This window comes from Dyella sp. AD56 (assembly GCF_002878475.1).
Classification (GTDB): domain Bacteria; phylum Pseudomonadota; class Gammaproteobacteria; order Xanthomonadales; family Rhodanobacteraceae; genus Dyella.
Genome location: NZ_NRDP01000021.1, coordinates 1 through 14,817, shown reverse-complemented (window position 1 = coordinate 14,817; position 14,817 = coordinate 1). Strand labels below are relative to the sequence as shown.

Sequence of the window (14,817 nt, the reverse complement as noted above, 5' to 3'; positions counted from 1 at the left end):
CTCGCGCTCCAGATCCTTGATGCGTTGCGTCTCGCTGCTGGTCACGCCAGGACGTACGCCGGTATCGACCTCTTCACGCTTGATCCATTCCAGCAACGTCTGCGGCACGCAGCCAATCTTCGGGGCAATCGATTCGACCGCCGCCCACAGCGACGGATACTCTCCGCGATGCTCTTGCACCATGCGCACAGCGCGCTCACGGATCTCAGGTGAGAACTTGTTTGACTTCTTCATGGCTCCATCTTCTCAAGAGTTGGAGCCTCCACCAATCCCGGGGCGATTCAGATCCCTGATAGGGGGAGCTTACGCTCTGATCTGCCGTTCCTTAAAGCAGTAGGGGCCTAGCGGATCAACATAACGCAGGAGTTGCCTCCTAAATAGGCATACGCATTGGCTGCTCTGCCAATCTATTGCTTCCTGAAATATGCGAGTACGCGCTTGCCGAGATAGAGATAGATGGCGAATATCGCCGCGGATGCAGCTATCAAGCAGGGATAGACGTGCTCGACAACAGGCGGCGGCGTCACGTCATTTATCTTCGCAACAATGAAAGCGCTGATGCCCGACAGGAGCCAACCGAAAACGTGCAACGCGCGGCCGCATGGAATCCGTTTTAGCATCAGGACGGCGGACAGTCCAAGAACGAGATGGGCCGACGTCATGACGTATCCGCTACCGTTCGCCCACCACTGCTTGGCATCTATGACATGTCCGTATAAATCAATAGTCCCCGGCGGTACGGTCGACACGACGAACAGCAAACTCAAAAGTGCAAGCCCCGTTAGGAGCCTTAGAAAACTTGGCATCTGAAAGAAGTTCGAAATCATATGACCTCTGGTCAATGACCAATTACTTCAAGACCTACGGAATAGCCCAAGCCAATGCCATACCTGTTGAATTGCAAGTGATCCGACGGGCCTGGCGGATCGAAATATTCTCTCTTTGAATCGTCTAGATAGATACCGGCGGCAGCCTGGAAAAGATTGCCCCCGACTACGCCGGCGGTGTAGTTGCCTTGCTCAAATACGCCAAGCGTGGTTGCATGATCGCAATCCTTACCATCGGCGCCCGGCCGGGCGCCCTTTGGATCCACGCTTCCGCCGACAGAAAGCCCGACACCAAGCCGCCCACCATGGAACCATTCACTGGTCGTTGGGTCTCGTCCGAATGTGATCGCTCCGCCGAATCCGGCATATGCCTCAAGCGAAAACGACCACAGCCCGAACGGATCGAGGTGATTTAGGGGGTTGTTGTTGACGTACGCATACGGATTGATTCCAGCGGCGAGCCCTAAAGGATCCACCTCGATGTATCCCCCTTTGCCCGGGCTGTAGTCTCTGAACCCGTTGTTCCACAGTCCCGACTCAGCGTCGTAATACTGTCCGGGGAAACCGAGGTTCAGCGGAACTGGATTGGCTACCGTCACCGTGCGATCAAAGGCGAAGTTCCGCGCGCGCCACACCACTTTCCTGTTGGCATCGGTGATCACCTCCGGGCGCCCGACCTGATCGTCGTGGATCGCCTGAAGCTGGCCATTGACGACACGAGCGACTAGGCGGCCGTTCAACCACACATAATCATTCCATCCGCCAGCCCAGCTTTCGGCCAGCAAAGGACCGCCTGCGTCGGGTGCGAAGTAGGTGGAAGCACCGGTCACCGTTTTGCGTAACCGCTGTCCTTCGGGGCTAACGTAGTAGCTCGCCGTGCCTGCCGTCTGCAGGCGATTGAACGGGTCGTAGGCAAAAGTGGCCACGCCATTGACGGTGGTCAGGTTGCCCCTGGCGTCGTAACCGTAGGACGTGTTGACGCCAACGGACAGGCCCGTCTGCTGATTGCTGGAGGCACTGGTGGCTACGTTGGCTGAGGTGCCATTGAGTTGTTGGCTGGTGCGGTTGCCGTTGGCATCGTAGGCGAGGTCCTCGTTGTCCGACGCTGATCTCACCGAGGTGAGGCGCGACATGGCGTCATAACCAAAGGTCGCCGATATCGCCGGGTCGCCACCGTTACTGATGGCGGTGATGCGATCGTCCGTGTCGTAGCTCAGGTCAAGGTTTTGAATCCACGGCACATTGATACTGGTGAGACGTCCGTTGGCATCGTAGGTCAGCGCGTTGGTTAAGCCGTTGCTAGAGGTCCATTGCGCCATGGCCACATTGTTCGGCTGATAGGTAATACCGGTGGCGACATTCAACACGGCGCCGTTGATATTCATCTGCACGGCCGACACCGCACCACGGGTGTAGGTATAGAGGGCTTGATTACCATCGGGGTACTGCAGCGACGTCAGCTGGCCCAGGACGTTGTAGTTGTATCCCAGGACATAGTTGGTGCTCCCTATGACAAAGCCACGCCACGCGATCCGGCCTTCTGGCGTGTAGACGTAGTTGGTCTGCCCAGTGGGGTCGCTGGCGGCACATAAGCGACCCATTCCGTGGGGGCAGTTGTCGTAGGTGAAGGTCTGCGTGACTCCGCCAGCGTTAACGCTCGTCCGACGGCCGAGGCCATCGTAGCCGTAGCTAACTTGGTTGCCGCCGGCACGGGTCATGTTGGCCAGCCGACCATAGGTATCGTAGTTGTAGGTCGTGGTGCCGGTATCGGGGCTACCTTGTTGCCATTTTTGACCCAGCCCGTCGTAGGCATAACGGGTGACCAAGCCTCGTGGGTCGATGATGCTGGTGAGCTGGTCTCCGGTGTCGTAGGTGAACCGAGTCACGACCTGACCATAAGCCGGTAAGGCCATTGTGATGGACAGCGTAAGCAGGAGCCCGCCTGCCAGGGCGATAGGTGGAATCGATCGGTAGCGGGCAAAGGTTTCCATCGACAACACGTTCCTTGAGGTGACATGCCATCGGGGCTGCCATGGCATATCGGTGGGGTATAGGGATCTCGCCATGTCGACTCACGGCTACGGTGGCGTATGACCGCCCGAATCGATGAACACGCGACGCCGTGCGTCGCGCATTCGCGCAGCCATGCGTCAGCGTGGGGCTGAAGGGGTAACCGCCCAAAGCTTGGGGCGCCCAGTGGCAGAACAGGCCGTGTTGCTGATCACGAGCGTAGTCGTCAGTTTGTTTGCCAGCGCTGTCAGCGCGGCTGCGTAGTACGTGCGATTACCTGGGTCGGCTGCTTCTGAGACATAGAGGTCGGGCGTCGGGCAATGGGCCGGATTGACAACGGGTTTATCGGTGTAGACGCCGATGGTGGCATCTGCCCACCCTGTTGCTACCTCGGTGATTTGCACGGGGTACACAACGGTCTGGGCCATCGATACGGAAGTGTTCATGACAGTCGCCGTCAGTAGCAGCGCCAACGTCACCGATTTCATTCGATTCAACATCATCGTTCTCCGATTGAGTAAGTTGTTTGCTTTGTTTGGATGTGCGATGGCTGAGCAGTCGCGGTGATCAAGGTGCGAGTCAATGCGTCAGCCCCTGGGAATGGTCGCTATCGACAGCGTCTGCTACGGACTGTCCAAAACGATCTGAAGAATGGCCGGCAACTCCGGATTAGGACCGTTCACGACAAATGTTCCGGCTGGACTCCACGCGCTACATCCCGTTGCATCGCAGGCCTGTACGCGATAGCTATAGACGCCCTTCGGTTTGCCCGATGCTGACCAGCTAATATTCGATCCGCTCTGTACCGTCACCCAGTCGCCGTCATCTGCCTGTTCTTGCAGGACGTAGTCGGTCGCGTAGGGGGCGCTGTTCCAGCTCACCGTGTACGGATTGCTGACACTGCCTGTCGCGGCCCATACCTCGCCGGGCAAGTTGATGCTGCCAATGGTTGGCGGAATCGGTAGGCTGGCGCCGCCGCTTTCGGCCTGCTGAGTTACGCGATTGAGGGCGTCATATTGATAGACGATGGTGTGTCCCATCGCGTTGGCCGCGGACAGGGGGTTGCCGTTGCCATCGTAGGCGTAGGTCAGCGTCTGCCCGCTCTGCCCAACCTTTTGATAGAGCCGACCCAAGGCGTCGTAATGAAAGGTCTCCATTAGTCCAACGGCACCGCCGCGTGCGACGGTGCGTTGAAGCACGTTGCCGCTCGCGTCGTAGTCGAAGGTTTCGTTGGACGTTCCATCCTTGTCGTTATGCGTGATGCGAGATACCCACATCCGCGCATCGCGGGTCCACGTGGTCACTTGGCCATCGGGTCCTGTGATCGATGCTGGCAGGCCGAAACCGTCATAGGCATAGGCCCAGGTAGCCGTCGTGCCATTGGGGTGCGTGGTTTGGGTGGCGATACGACCGCGCGCGTCGTAGGTGTACTCCGTCACGTTCCCGTTTGGCCCCTGCACGTACCCCACCTGACCAAGCGCGTTGTAGTTCGTGTAGATGGTCCTCTGGCCAAGTCCATTCGTTTCTGAGGTGAGATTGCCGTAGTTGTCGTACTGCACTGTGGTGGTGTCGCTGCCGTTGGGTGAGGGGCGCACCACGGTCATGCTCTGCACTGTGCCGTTGCCGTAAAGGTTGTAGTTGTACGTGGTGGTCAGCGTCTGGTTGGCGTTGCCGTTCCCCGTCAGGTTTGTCACGGCAATCGAGGCCAGTCGATTCTTCTCGTTGTAGCTATAAGCCGTTCTCCGAAGACCACGGATGGTCACACTCAGTAGCCGATTCAGTTGCGCGTTCTGATCCCATGTGTAGTCAGTTGTTCGCGCTACGGCGGTGCCGGAAGCTTCCGTTTCTGTCTGCAGCTGACCATTGGCGGCATAGCTATAGGTATGCACATTGCCGTTGTTGTCTATGGTTTGGGATAAGTTTCCGCGGTTGTCGTAAGCACGCGATGCCACGGTTGCGCCGCAACTGGCCATAGCATCATTGCTCACAGACGTCAGCTGTCCATTGATGCCGGCGTACGTGTTTTTGGCGTTATGCCCAAGAGGATTGGTGACGACACCAGTCAGATGCCCCTGACTGTCGGTGCCATAGAGGACGGATACAAAATCCGACCCATCCGCGAGATAGGTTCCATTGGCCCATTGGTGGTAGGGGCTCGAGGCATTGTCCATGTAGCTCGTATAGCTATACGGCACGCCATTGATATCCAGCTCCGTCATGAGGCTGTTTCCAATGACATTCGTGCCCGGCGTGTACAGCGCGTATTTGAACGAGAGCAATGTTGCCGGCGTGCCCGGTAGCGCTATCGACGCAACCTTTATCTCATCGTTAGCAAAGGACCCGTTATTGCGTGTAATCACGTAAGCGTTACCCGCGGGGTCCTTGACGGTAGTCACCTGGGAACGGTAGTAGCCGCCGCCTGGCGCTTGCGTGGATACAAGGGGGCCGTTGATCACGTCGACAAAGGTGCCATTGGTATGCGTGACACGATAGCCATTCGCGTTATAGCTAAATGTCCAGCCAATACCCGACGCGTTCGTGACGGATAGAATTTTTCCTGCCGATGAGTACACCTGTGTCGTGGCGTTCTCATCCCGAAGTGTGTAGTTGCCCGAACCTTCATCACGCGTCAGCGTGGCGACACTTCCCGCCGTGGCGCTATAGGTTGTGGACTTAGGCCCTCCGAAGAATTTCAACAACGAGCCGTCGGGACGACTGACCAACGTGCAGGATAGTTGCGTCCCTATTTGGCAGAGAGCCGACGTGGTGAGCGAATAGTCGAAACTGGAGAACCAACTGTGGAATGGCGAGGTGTTGTAATACAGCACATAGCTCAGCGCCATCTCGCCGGGCACTGAAAACAACGGATACGTTTCCAGCTTGGTGCCTTTGCTGACATCAATGGGCATGCCGACATAGTTGCCGCTGCACCTGCCGCCGTTTTTATCTTGTTCGTCGAGATTGGACGATGCCTGATTGGATGGGGAGTACAGCGACGCCGTTACCGAAACGCCCTCCAGATCCTTGGCCGGGATGGGCGCGCCTGGACGATGGGTTCCACTATTACCACCATCAGATCCCACGATGCCGCCGGTCAAGGACGGAACGTGGTAGAAGGCCGGTACGTACGTCGTAGGGAGGCGGGGTGCATCGGTACCCATCGCAGCGACCGCCAACGGTATGGCGGATAGCATCGCCGTCCACAAAACCTTGACGTAAAGGCACTTATTTAAGCGCGGCATGGTGGGCGGCTCTCTAGGAAAACGTGGCGGTATCTTGCATAGCGCCCAATCTTTCCTCGGGATACGACATGCAGATCATCTTGGCTATTATTCGGACGCGACGAGCGCATCGCACAACAGTAAGATCGCTTTCCCGCTTGTCAGGCTTTTCCGTTTTGAAACACCCAGCGTGTTGTTATGAAGTGCAGACGAGCCGAGCGGATTCTCTAGAATCACTAGGACTGCATGCTGCAAGGATGTCGATAGTGATTCTGGTGATTCCTGCTTATGACCCCTTTGCGATCAGTAGGGTGTTTGGACTGAGTGCTCTAGATGTTGGCGACGTGCAGGAATGTCGCCACCAGGCAACTTCACGCTGTTTATCGGCGTGCTGGAAGCGTTTGCGATGTCGCGAAGCACCGACGACTCGCTAACCATCACCAACCTTCAGAGTTGATCATGGCTAAACGTGATCAGAAGGCAGGGCGACGCCCGTCAGCCTCCCGTGACGGTAGCCAAGCAGCTTCGCCCCGCGCCGCGGTAACCCCCGGCTCCGCCTCCGCTCCCGCGGATTCCCCCGATGACCACACCGCTGCCGCCCTGAACGTGCTCGCGTAACTACGCGGGCGCTTTGAGAGGCGAGAGTGGGTGGTCATACCGTGGCATGACCGGGAGGGATGGAGCGCCAAGGTGCTAACCCGTGAAGTGAGGATGGCCCTCGATGTTGCCGTGCTCAGCATCGAACAAGCCATTCGTAGGCAGCAGCTACTGCCTATCGCCGCCGCTTAAACCCCGTCCGATGATTGTCCCTGTGGCGCGTCGGCTCATGGGTCGATGCGCCACCACTCGGGCGATGACGGACGGGGCACACGGTATTCCCTGACACGTATCACACGCGGATCCGGCGATCGGCTGCGCCTTCAAGGAGGCCCCATGTCTGATACCACCCCACGCACCCGCCCCGGCGCGAGCACCGCAGTGCGTGTGCGCTCACCCGGTGACGTGTTACGCGACGACCACATGCATCCCCGCGCCATGACCGTCATGGAACTGGCCCACCGTGCCGGTCTACCGGTGGTGTGCATTCGCGGCGTACTCACCGGCGAGCCCATCGGCGCCCTATGCGCTGCCCGCTTTGCCACCGTGTTCAGCACCACCGCGCTTTACTGGGTACTGTTGCAAACGGAGTTTGATATGGCGTGCGAGCAGCGCAAGTATGGGCCTGGCGGGTTGGGCGTGTTGTGAGCGAGGCACGTTCTAGATCTGAATATCCTGTGTGGCCGCGACGTGCACGCGGTTGCCACCGTTCTTCTTGACCCAGTACATCGCGGTGTCGGCGGCGCGCATGAGTTCGCGTGAACTCCGCCCGTGCAGGGGATAGGTGGCGACGCCAATGCTGGTCGCTGCGTGCAAGGTGTGGTCGGACAAACGGAGCGGTGCGCAGATGGCTGCGCGTAGTTTCTCCGCCACGGAGACGCTGTCGGCGATGGATTGCAGCCGACATAGCAGCACGACGAACTCGTCGCCACCCATGCGGCCTACCACATCGCCTTCGCGCAGGTGGCTGCGGATGCGTTGTGCCACTTCGCATAGCAATAGGTCGCCGGTGTGATGGCCGAAGCGATCGTTGACCAGCTTGAACTTGTCCAGATCGATATAGAGCAGGGCGAGGTTGCCGCCGAAGCGCGACACGTTGTCTAGCGCTGCCTCAAATTGTTGGTGGAACAGGTCGCGATTGGCGAGATCGGTGAGTGGGTCGTGCCGCGCGATATGGTGCAACCGTTCCTCGGCCTGTTTGCGTTCGATGGCGGCGGCTACTTGGGTGGATACGAACTGCAGTAGCTCTTTGTCCGACTCGGTGTAGCGCGTGGCGTCGGAGTAGCTTTGCACCACGAGCGCGCCGACGGTGGTTCCTTGCGAGCACAGCGGTACGCCCAGCCAGTGCTGGGCGTCGGTACCCCTGATGGGTATGGATGGATCGGTGGGTGCGTTCGGCGTGACCAGCAAGGCCTGCCCGGTACGGATCAGTTGCGCCGTCAGCGTGCCCGAATCCATAGCTTGTGCAGGCGGCGTCGGGTCGCGCTCATCCACGAAGTAAGGAAAACTCAACTCGGCGTGCTGCGGGTCGTACAGCGCAACGAAGAAGTTGTTGGCCGGAAGCAAGGTGCCGACGATGCGGTGGATCTCACCATAGAGCGCGGTCAGGTTGTCCGCCGTGTGGGCCGCCTCGGAGATGGCATGCAGCGCCGTCGTCATCGATTCCGCGCGCTTGAGTGCGGTGATGTCCCGAGCCACGGCGATGCGCATGCGATCGGATTCGGACCAGCGCGCGGACCACATGATGTGCACGATGGTGCCGTCTTTGCGGATATAGCGATTCTGGAAGTGCGACTGCGGATGGCCGGCCATGATGGCGGCGGCTATGTCGAGCGTGGCTTCACGGTCGTCCGGATGCACCATCTCGAGCATGGTCCGACCGACCACTTCCTCCGGTTTGTATCCAAAGATGCGTTCGTAGGATGCGCTGACAAAGACATAGCGCCCCTCCACGTCGACGACACAGATGGCGTCCCAAAGGAGATCCATGATCTTGTTGAGTGCGACAGGTTCCATGGCGGGCGTCTGGACGGCTGGCTCTGGCTGAGTGCTGGCGGTTTCCAGCAGTCAGGCAAGATGCGTGCCGTCCCCATGCTTGCCCGCCCGGCTCATCATGCGGCCCCAGGCGAGCCGGGTAGGGCTATTCGTCCAGCAGGGCGCGCGCCGTATTCCACATGCCACGGGTCAGCGGTCGGTTCTCGTGCGGCGTCTGCAGCACCACCAGGGTCGTGGTGCTGATGCTGGGGTGGATCTTCAGCAACCGGTCCAGCACGGTTTCCAGGTGGGCAATGGACATGGCGACCACGCGCAAAAGGGCCGAGTCTTCTCCCGCCAGGCGGCGGCAGTCCAGCACTTCCGGGATATCCGCGACCAGCACGCCCACGCGGGCGCAGATGCCGCCGTCGCAGCGCAGGCGGATCATCGCGTCGATCTCGTAGCCGAGCTTGCGGGGGTTGAGCACGGCCCGGTAACCGGCAATGACGCCGGCTTCTTCCAGCCGTTTTACCCGCTCGGCCACGGCCGGCGGGGAGAGCTTTACCTTGCGCCCCAGCTCGGCGTAGCCCAGGCGGGCGTCCTGCTGAAGGGCTTCCAACAGGAGCCAATCCGTAGCGTCCCAGATCGGTTTCGATTCAAAGGTGGCAGCGTTCATGGACATTTCGTTCGTTGGCGAAACATTCTCATCCTACGCTGATTCATCATTCAAGCGCAGCGCGGCGAATCTTACGATTTGCAGCATTCCCCTCCGGAAATTTTCCCATGCAAACCCCGGAACGCCTGGACGGGCGTGCCCTGACTTATATCGGCATTGCCCTGGTTACCTGGTCGTCGGCCTATGCCGCGATCGCCTATGCGCTGGCTTCGTTCACCCCGGGGGAGGTTGCGCTGGCGCGCCTGGCCATCGGCTCGCTGTGCTTTGCCGTGCTGCTGACGGTGAAGCGGGTGCCGCTGCCGGCTCGCCGCGATTGGCCGGTGCTGACGCTGCTCGGCATCATCGGCCTCACCGTGTACCACTTGTGCCTCAATACGGCGGAAACGCGCGTGGCCAGCGGCACCGCGGCCATTCTGATCTCGCTGGTGCCGGCGACCACGGCGGCGTTGTCGGCCATCTGGCTGCGCGAGCGCCTGTCGGCTCGCACCCTGATGGGCCTGGGCGTGGCGCTGGTGGGCGTGGTCGTGGTGGTGCTGACTAGCGGCAAAGATGTGAAGGTAGAGCCCATGGCTGCACTGGTGTTGGTCAGCGTGCTGGCCTCGGCGATCTTCTTTGTGGGGCAAAAGCCCTTGTTTACCCGCAACACCTTGCTGGGCGTCACTGGCTTCACCTTTTTCGCCGGCACGCTGGGTGCGCTGCCGTTCGGCCTGGGTTTGCCGCAGGCGCTGATGCACGCGCCGCCGTCGCATATCGGCGCCCTGGTGTGGCTGGGTATCGCGCCGACCTTTATCGGTTACGTAGCGTGGAACGCCGCGCTGCATCGCGCCTCGGCATCGCAGGTGAGCAGCTTCATTTACTTCTCACCGCCCATCGCCGTGTTGATCGGTTGGGTGTGGCTGGGCGAACGGCCGACCTTGCTGACCCTGGTGGGCGGCGTGATCACCGTGGGCGGTGTGGTGCTGGCTAATGCGCGTCGCCGCCGACCATCGCCCGCGCCCGTCATCGCCACTCCCGCCAAGCAGAGCTGAGCGCATGGCGCCGATTCATTTGATCGACGCCGCCTCGCAGTTGCCGGAGGCTTGGCAGTTCGGTGGTGCACACCTGAAGCCAGCGGGAGCCTATCCGTGACGACGCTCTACATCGCCAATAACAACTACTCGTCCTGGTCGCTGCGCCCGTGGGTGCTGATGAAGCACCTTGGCCTGCCGTTTGACGAACAGCTCATGGTGTTTGGCGAAGGCTCCAATTGGGACGCGTTCCGCCGCTTCTCACCCAATGGCCGTGTGCCTTGCCTGCGCGATGGCGACACGGTCGTGTGGGATTCGTTGGCGATCGCCGAATACCTTGCGGAAAGTCACGCGGGCGTTTGGCCGTCTGATCGCGTGGCGCGTGTATGGGCGCGCTGCGCTTCCGCCGAAATGCATTCGGGTTTCGGCACGCTTCGTAACGAATGCGGCATGAGCTGTGGCGTGCGCGTGCGCTTGCATGGGATCAGTGCAGCGCTGCAGGCGGATATCGCGCGCATCAACGAGCTGTGGAACGAAGGGCTGTCACGCTTCGGCGGCCCCTTTCTCGCGGGCAAGACATTTACCGCTGTCGATGCCTTCTACGCGCCGGTGGTGTTCCGCTTCCAGACCTATGGTCTGCCGGCGGATGGGGCGGTAGCGGCGTACGTGCAACGCATGCTGGCATTGCCAGCGATGCGTGAGTGGTACACCGCTGCGCTGGCGGAGCCATGGCGCGATCACGCGCATGAAGCGGAAACCCACCGCTATGGTGAGGTGACTGAGGACTTTCGCCTCGCCTGATCAGGCGGCTTCCGCCACCGTGTCGTTCCGTCGTCGCGCCTGCCACCGGCCGAGCGCGACGAGCAGCGTGGCTACGACAATGAAAGCCACCAGCACGGCGAGAGCGTCGATAACGACTTGCAGATAGCCCAGCGACTTCACATCAAGGAACGGGTAGGGATACCAGCCATTTACGGCGCCGCGCAGCAGCACATAGGTGAAATATCCTGCCGGATAGCTTTGCCACGCGATCACCTGCGACCAGCGCAGGCTGCCCTTGGGCACGGCGAGCCACCAGTAAAGCAGGTAGAGCGGTGGCATGAAGTCGTGCACGATCATGTCGGCCACCAGCACCCAGCCCGATGGGCTCCACAACTGGCGCAGCATCAGGTTGTAGACGGCGCTGACAATCACGATGCTCATCGCTGCGGCCGTCTGCACGCCTGGGCGTTGCAGGAACCGCGGCAGTGCCGTCCGTGTGTCGAACGACGCGGCAGTCAGCACGCCAGCCACCAGCAGGTTGGTGAGGATGGTGTAGTAGCCCAGGTACACCCACACACCCTGCTGGGCTGTGCCGCCGTGATCCAGCGCCAGGCGAATGGAAAACCAGAGTTGTAGTGCCAGCCCGAACCAACCGAGCAGGGCAGCAAAAGCGGCAAGGGGGCGGTAGCGGATGTTCACGACGGGGAACGGCCATCAGGCGACAGATTCCCACTATGCCATTCGGCGATGGCATGTGGCGTATCGCAAGAAATCGTCTAGCTCCAGAGCGCGGGCTTGGCCACCATCAGCCAGAAGATACCCATGACGGCGACGAACGCCGGCCAGCCCAATGCGAACCACCAACGCATGAGCACGGTGCAACGGGCGGGCAGCGGCTGACCGGTGCGAGCGGCGACAGCGGCTGCGTCGCGCACGCGCATCTGCAGTACCACTACGGGTATCCAGCAAAGGCCGATCAGCACGTACAGGCCCATCGCTGCGACTAGCCATGGGCTGTTCCACGGAAAGCCCATCAGATGCACCAGCGCGATGCCGGTGACAGGCTGGACGATCACTGCCGGCGTGGTGAAGCACCAGTCCGCACGCACGGTGAGTCGCGATGCCGCCGCAATGGCCTGCACGTTGCCGGTGCGCCAGGTGAACCACATGAAGAACGCCGTGCCCAGGCCCGTACCGAACAGCAAAGTCGATGACAAGATGTGCACCAGCTTCAGTAGCACGTAGGCCGTCATCGCTTCTCCTCCGTGAGTAGCAGAATGGCAATGGCTGCCATCAGCGGCACGTTCTTCAGCAGGCCGCCCAGCGGATCGAGCCAATGCATCGGCCACAGCATGCCAATGCCAATCGTGTAGCCCAGCAGCATCAGCAGCATGCCACTCAGCACAAGGCGGGGTCGCCAGCGCAGCAGGCAAAGCGCGCCCAACAGCAAATCCAGCGTGGCGGTAGCGCGGGCAAGCATCAGCGTTGCCTCGGGCGAAAGGGGGCCACCTTTCGCCGACGCCGCCACGGTTTCGGAAGAAAGCGCCCAACCAATCACGCCCGACGCAAGCCACAGCAGCGCCAGGGTGACGCGCAGCAACGGCAGCGCCAGATACAGGCGGGCGTGCCAGCGGTCTTGCACGTGACTGGGCGATTCCGCCAGCGCGCGTTGCAGTGTGCGCGGCGATAGGCTGAGTCGCTCGTGCATGCGTTCCAGCGCACCTGCCTGACCGAGATTGCCGTGCTCCAGCATGCGCTGCATGGTTTGGCCGAGCGGACCTTGCCCGAGGCGCTCGCCAATGCGGCAGGCGACGCGCACCAGCGCGGTCGGCACAAGCCACAGCCGCGCAGCGCGCAAACCGAGCCAGCGCCGCCAATCCTGCAGGTATTCCGCCAGGCCCATGGCTTTCGGGCCCACCAGCTCCAGGATGTCCACGCCCTGCGTCGCTCGTGCCAGCGAGGCCACCACGGCTAGCGCGACGTCTTCCGCTGCGATGGGCTGCACGCAGGGCGCCACGGCGGCGCGCGGGACAACGATGACGCCGGGCAATGCGGCCATGGCCCGCAACAGCGAGGTGCCGCCGTACGAGCCGTGGGCGCTGTAGACCAGCGAAGGGCGAAGAATCGTTGCGTCCAATGGCATCGATGCGAGTTGCTCATCGCCCCGATGCTTGCTGGCGATGAATTCGCCATCGTCGGCATGGCCCAATGCGGAGATTTGCACGACGCGCTGAACACCTGCGTGCAAGCAGGCTTGATACAAAGCCACAGGCGCCTGGACGTGCACGGTGTCGAAGCGGTCGCCGCGTTGCTCACGCAAGATGCCGGCGCAATTCACCACCGCATCGATGCCGTCTAGGCGTGGCAACCATACCTCTGGCTTGACATCGCGCGACATGTCGCAGGCGACGGCGCGCAAGCCAGGAAATCGTGAATCCAACCGAGCGCCGCGCACGGCGCACACCACGTCGTGGTCTGCTGCCACCAGCGCAGCGACGATATGCGAACCGATGAAACCGTAGGCGCCGGTGACCAGTACGCGCATGAACTAGGGCCTCTTCCGATGAGGACTGCGAGTAGCCACGAGGCTGGCGTTTAGAACTTGTACCCGCGATGGATGGCGACGATACCGTTGGTGAGGTTGCGCACGTCGACGCGACCAAAGCCGGCACGTTCCATCATGCCTTTAAGCGTCTGCTGATCCGGGTGCTTGCGGATCGACTCGGCAAGGTACTGATAGCTATCGGCGTCACCAGCGAACAACTGGCCGAGCTTGGGCAGCACTTTGAACGAATGGAAATCGTAGAGCTTGCTGAAGAGATCGCTCTGCACGCGCGAGAACTCCAGTACCAGTGCACGGCCACCCGGCTTGAGCACGCGGCAGATGTCCGCCAGCGCCTTGTCCTTGTCGGTGACGTTGCGCAGGCCGAAAGCCATGGTCACTGCGTCGAAGCTGTTGTCCGGAAACGGCAGGCTCTCGGCGTTGAGCTGCGCCCAACGGAGGCCTGAGACGAGGCCGCGATCCGTCATGCGGTCGCGACCCACGCCGAGCATGGCGGCATTGATGTCGCCCACGACGACCTCACCCTCAGCGCCGACGACCGGCTTGAGCAGCGCGGCGATGTCGCCCGTGCCACCGGCCAGATCGAGCACGCGATCGCCCCGGCGCACGCCGCTGATTCCCACGAAATGGCGCTTCCACAGACGATGGACGCCGAACGACATGAGGTCGTTCATCAGGTCGTAGCTACGCGCGACGGAGGTGAAGACCTGGCCGACGAGCTTTTGCTTGTCGTCGAGGGGGACGTCGCGGAAACCGAAGTGGGTGGTTTGGGGTTGGGGCTGGTCGCTCATTGGCTAATGGTAGCGGATCGGGGGATGGGCTTCTTCTTTGGGGGGCCGCGATGGTTTTGTCTCCCTCGCCCCTTTGGGGAGAGGGTTGGGGTGAGGGGAGGGTGCTCGCCTTATGGTTTCGATAGAACCGTCATCCCGGCGCAGGCCGGGATCCAGTGGCTTTGCGCTTGGTTGTCGCGCTACGGCGACCTGGCTCGCCTGCGGCGGGCTTCCGACCTCCTGCCGGAGGCCGGGTCACTTTCTCTTGCATGCCCAAGAGAAAGTAACCAAAGAGAAGGGCACCCCCACTTGGCGCTGGCCGGTGAAGCCGGCCAGTTCGTGAGGGGTGGCCGGGCTTTTCGACAGGGCCTCCTGCCCTGGCGAAAAGGGATCGGCGTCCTGCCGATCCC

The 14,817-nt window shown here is 61.1% G+C and carries 14 protein-coding genes; 3 read left to right on the top strand and 11 right to left on the bottom strand.

What is annotated here, in order from left to right; all coding sequences use genetic code 11:
• From DyAD56_RS13895 to DyAD56_RS13875, 5 genes are all read right to left on the bottom strand, one after another.
• On the bottom strand, positions 1-234 hold a 234-nt coding region (locus tag DyAD56_RS13895), incomplete at its 3' end, for a transposase (RefSeq protein WP_343125306.1).
• 173 nt (positions 235-407) lie between these two features.
• Entirely contained in the window at positions 408-827 is a 420-nt protein-coding gene (locus DyAD56_RS13890; protein ID WP_102303371.1) for a hypothetical protein, read from the bottom strand.
• Positions 828-838: 11 nt separating this feature from the next.
• Entirely contained in the window at positions 839-2,818 is a 1,980-nt protein-coding gene (locus DyAD56_RS13885; protein ID WP_158241348.1) for an RHS repeat-associated core domain-containing protein, read from the bottom strand.
• A gap of 159 nt (positions 2,819-2,977) precedes the next feature.
• Positions 2,978-3,340 carry a hypothetical protein gene (locus DyAD56_RS23620; RefSeq protein WP_233202428.1) on the bottom strand — a complete coding sequence of 121 codons (363 nt, stop codon included), beginning with the start codon at positions 3,338-3,340 and terminating at the stop codon, positions 2,978-2,980.
• A 120-nt stretch (positions 3,341-3,460) separates the two neighbouring features.
• On the bottom strand, positions 3,461-6,079 hold the full coding sequence (locus DyAD56_RS13875) for a hypothetical protein (protein ID WP_102303368.1): 2,619 nt from the start codon (positions 6,077-6,079) through the stop codon (positions 3,461-3,463).
• A gap of 912 nt (positions 6,080-6,991) precedes the next feature.
• Here DyAD56_RS13875 and DyAD56_RS13870 point away from each other — a divergent pair.
• On the top strand, positions 6,992-7,303 hold the full coding sequence (locus DyAD56_RS13870) for a hypothetical protein (RefSeq protein ID WP_102303367.1): 312 nt from the start codon (positions 6,992-6,994) through the stop codon (positions 7,301-7,303).
• A 12-nt stretch (positions 7,304-7,315) separates the two neighbouring features.
• On the opposite strand, the gene DyAD56_RS13865 is transcribed toward DyAD56_RS13870, so the two are convergent.
• Together DyAD56_RS13865 and DyAD56_RS13860 are read right to left on the bottom strand one after the other, a co-directional pair.
• Positions 7,316-8,671 carry a sensor domain-containing diguanylate cyclase gene (locus tag DyAD56_RS13865; protein ID WP_102303366.1) on the bottom strand — a complete coding sequence of 452 codons (1,356 nt, stop codon included), beginning with the start codon at positions 8,669-8,671 and terminating at the stop codon, positions 7,316-7,318.
• 124 nt (positions 8,672-8,795) lie between these two features.
• Entirely contained in the window at positions 8,796-9,305 is a 510-nt protein-coding gene (locus DyAD56_RS13860; protein ID WP_102303365.1) for an Lrp/AsnC family transcriptional regulator, read from the bottom strand.
• 107 nt (positions 9,306-9,412) lie between these two features.
• Here DyAD56_RS13860 and DyAD56_RS13855 point away from each other — a divergent pair, with 107 nt between their 5' ends.
• Both DyAD56_RS13855 and DyAD56_RS13850 read left to right on the top strand, forming a co-directional pair.
• On the top strand, positions 9,413-10,333 hold the full coding sequence (locus DyAD56_RS13855) for a DMT family transporter (protein ID WP_102303364.1): 921 nt from the start codon (positions 9,413-9,415) through the stop codon (positions 10,331-10,333).
• Positions 10,334-10,429: 96 nt separating this feature from the next.
• Positions 10,430-11,113, top strand: a complete 684-nt coding sequence (locus DyAD56_RS13850) for a glutathione S-transferase family protein (protein ID WP_102303363.1) — start codon at positions 10,430-10,432, stop codon at positions 11,111-11,113.
• Here the strand turns inward: DyAD56_RS13850 and DyAD56_RS13845 are convergent, their stop codons facing one another.
• The 4 genes from DyAD56_RS13845 to ubiE form a co-directional block, all read right to left on the bottom strand.
• Positions 11,114-11,773, bottom strand: a complete 660-nt coding sequence (locus DyAD56_RS13845; RefSeq protein WP_102303362.1) for a Pr6Pr family membrane protein — start codon at positions 11,771-11,773, stop codon at positions 11,114-11,116.
• A gap of 77 nt (positions 11,774-11,850) precedes the next feature.
• Positions 11,851-12,327 (bottom strand): DUF2269 domain-containing protein, encoded by a 477-nt coding sequence (locus tag DyAD56_RS13840; protein WP_102303361.1) that lies wholly within the window; start codon positions 12,325-12,327, stop codon positions 11,851-11,853.
• Positions 12,324-13,619, bottom strand: a complete 1,296-nt coding sequence (locus tag DyAD56_RS13835; protein WP_102303360.1) for a DoxX-like family protein — start codon at positions 13,617-13,619, stop codon at positions 12,324-12,326. The genes DyAD56_RS13840 and DyAD56_RS13835 overlap by 4 nt, the downstream gene beginning before the upstream one ends.
• Before the next feature lie 50 nt (positions 13,620-13,669).
• Positions 13,670-14,428, bottom strand: a complete 759-nt coding sequence (ubiE, locus tag DyAD56_RS13830; protein WP_102303359.1) for a bifunctional demethylmenaquinone methyltransferase/2-methoxy-6-polyprenyl-1,4-benzoquinol methylase UbiE — start codon at positions 14,426-14,428, stop codon at positions 13,670-13,672.
• Positions 14,429-14,817: the final 389 nt, after the last annotated feature.

Coding starts and splice junctions, on each gene's coding strand:
- ubiE (WP_102303359.1), bottom strand. CDS start 14,428: ATGAGCGACCAGCCCCAACCCCAAACCACCCACTTCGGTTTCCGCGAC.
- DyAD56_RS13855 (WP_102303364.1), top strand. CDS start 9,413: ATGCAAACCCCGGAACGCCTGGACGGGCGTGCCCTGACTTATATCGGC.
- DyAD56_RS13840 (WP_102303361.1), bottom strand. CDS start 12,327: ATGACGGCCTACGTGCTACTGAAGCTGGTGCACATCTTGTCATCGACT.
- DyAD56_RS13865 (WP_102303366.1), bottom strand. CDS start 8,671: ATGGAACCTGTCGCACTCAACAAGATCATGGATCTCCTTTGGGACGCC.
- DyAD56_RS13890 (WP_102303371.1), bottom strand. CDS start 827: ATGATTTCGAACTTCTTTCAGATGCCAAGTTTTCTAAGGCTCCTAACG.
- DyAD56_RS23620 (WP_233202428.1), bottom strand. CDS start 3,340: ATGATGTTGAATCGAATGAAATCGGTGACGTTGGCGCTGCTACTGACG.
- DyAD56_RS13870 (WP_102303367.1), top strand. CDS start 6,992: ATGTCTGATACCACCCCACGCACCCGCCCCGGCGCGAGCACCGCAGTG.
- DyAD56_RS13885 (WP_158241348.1), bottom strand. CDS start 2,818: ATGGAAACCTTTGCCCGCTACCGATCGATTCCACCTATCGCCCTGGCA.
- DyAD56_RS13875 (WP_102303368.1), bottom strand. CDS start 6,079: ATGCCGCGCTTAAATAAGTGCCTTTACGTCAAGGTTTTGTGGACGGCG.
- DyAD56_RS13860 (WP_102303365.1), bottom strand. CDS start 9,305: ATGAACGCTGCCACCTTTGAATCGAAACCGATCTGGGACGCTACGGAT.
- DyAD56_RS13835 (WP_102303360.1), bottom strand. CDS start 13,619: ATGCGCGTACTGGTCACCGGCGCCTACGGTTTCATCGGTTCGCATATC.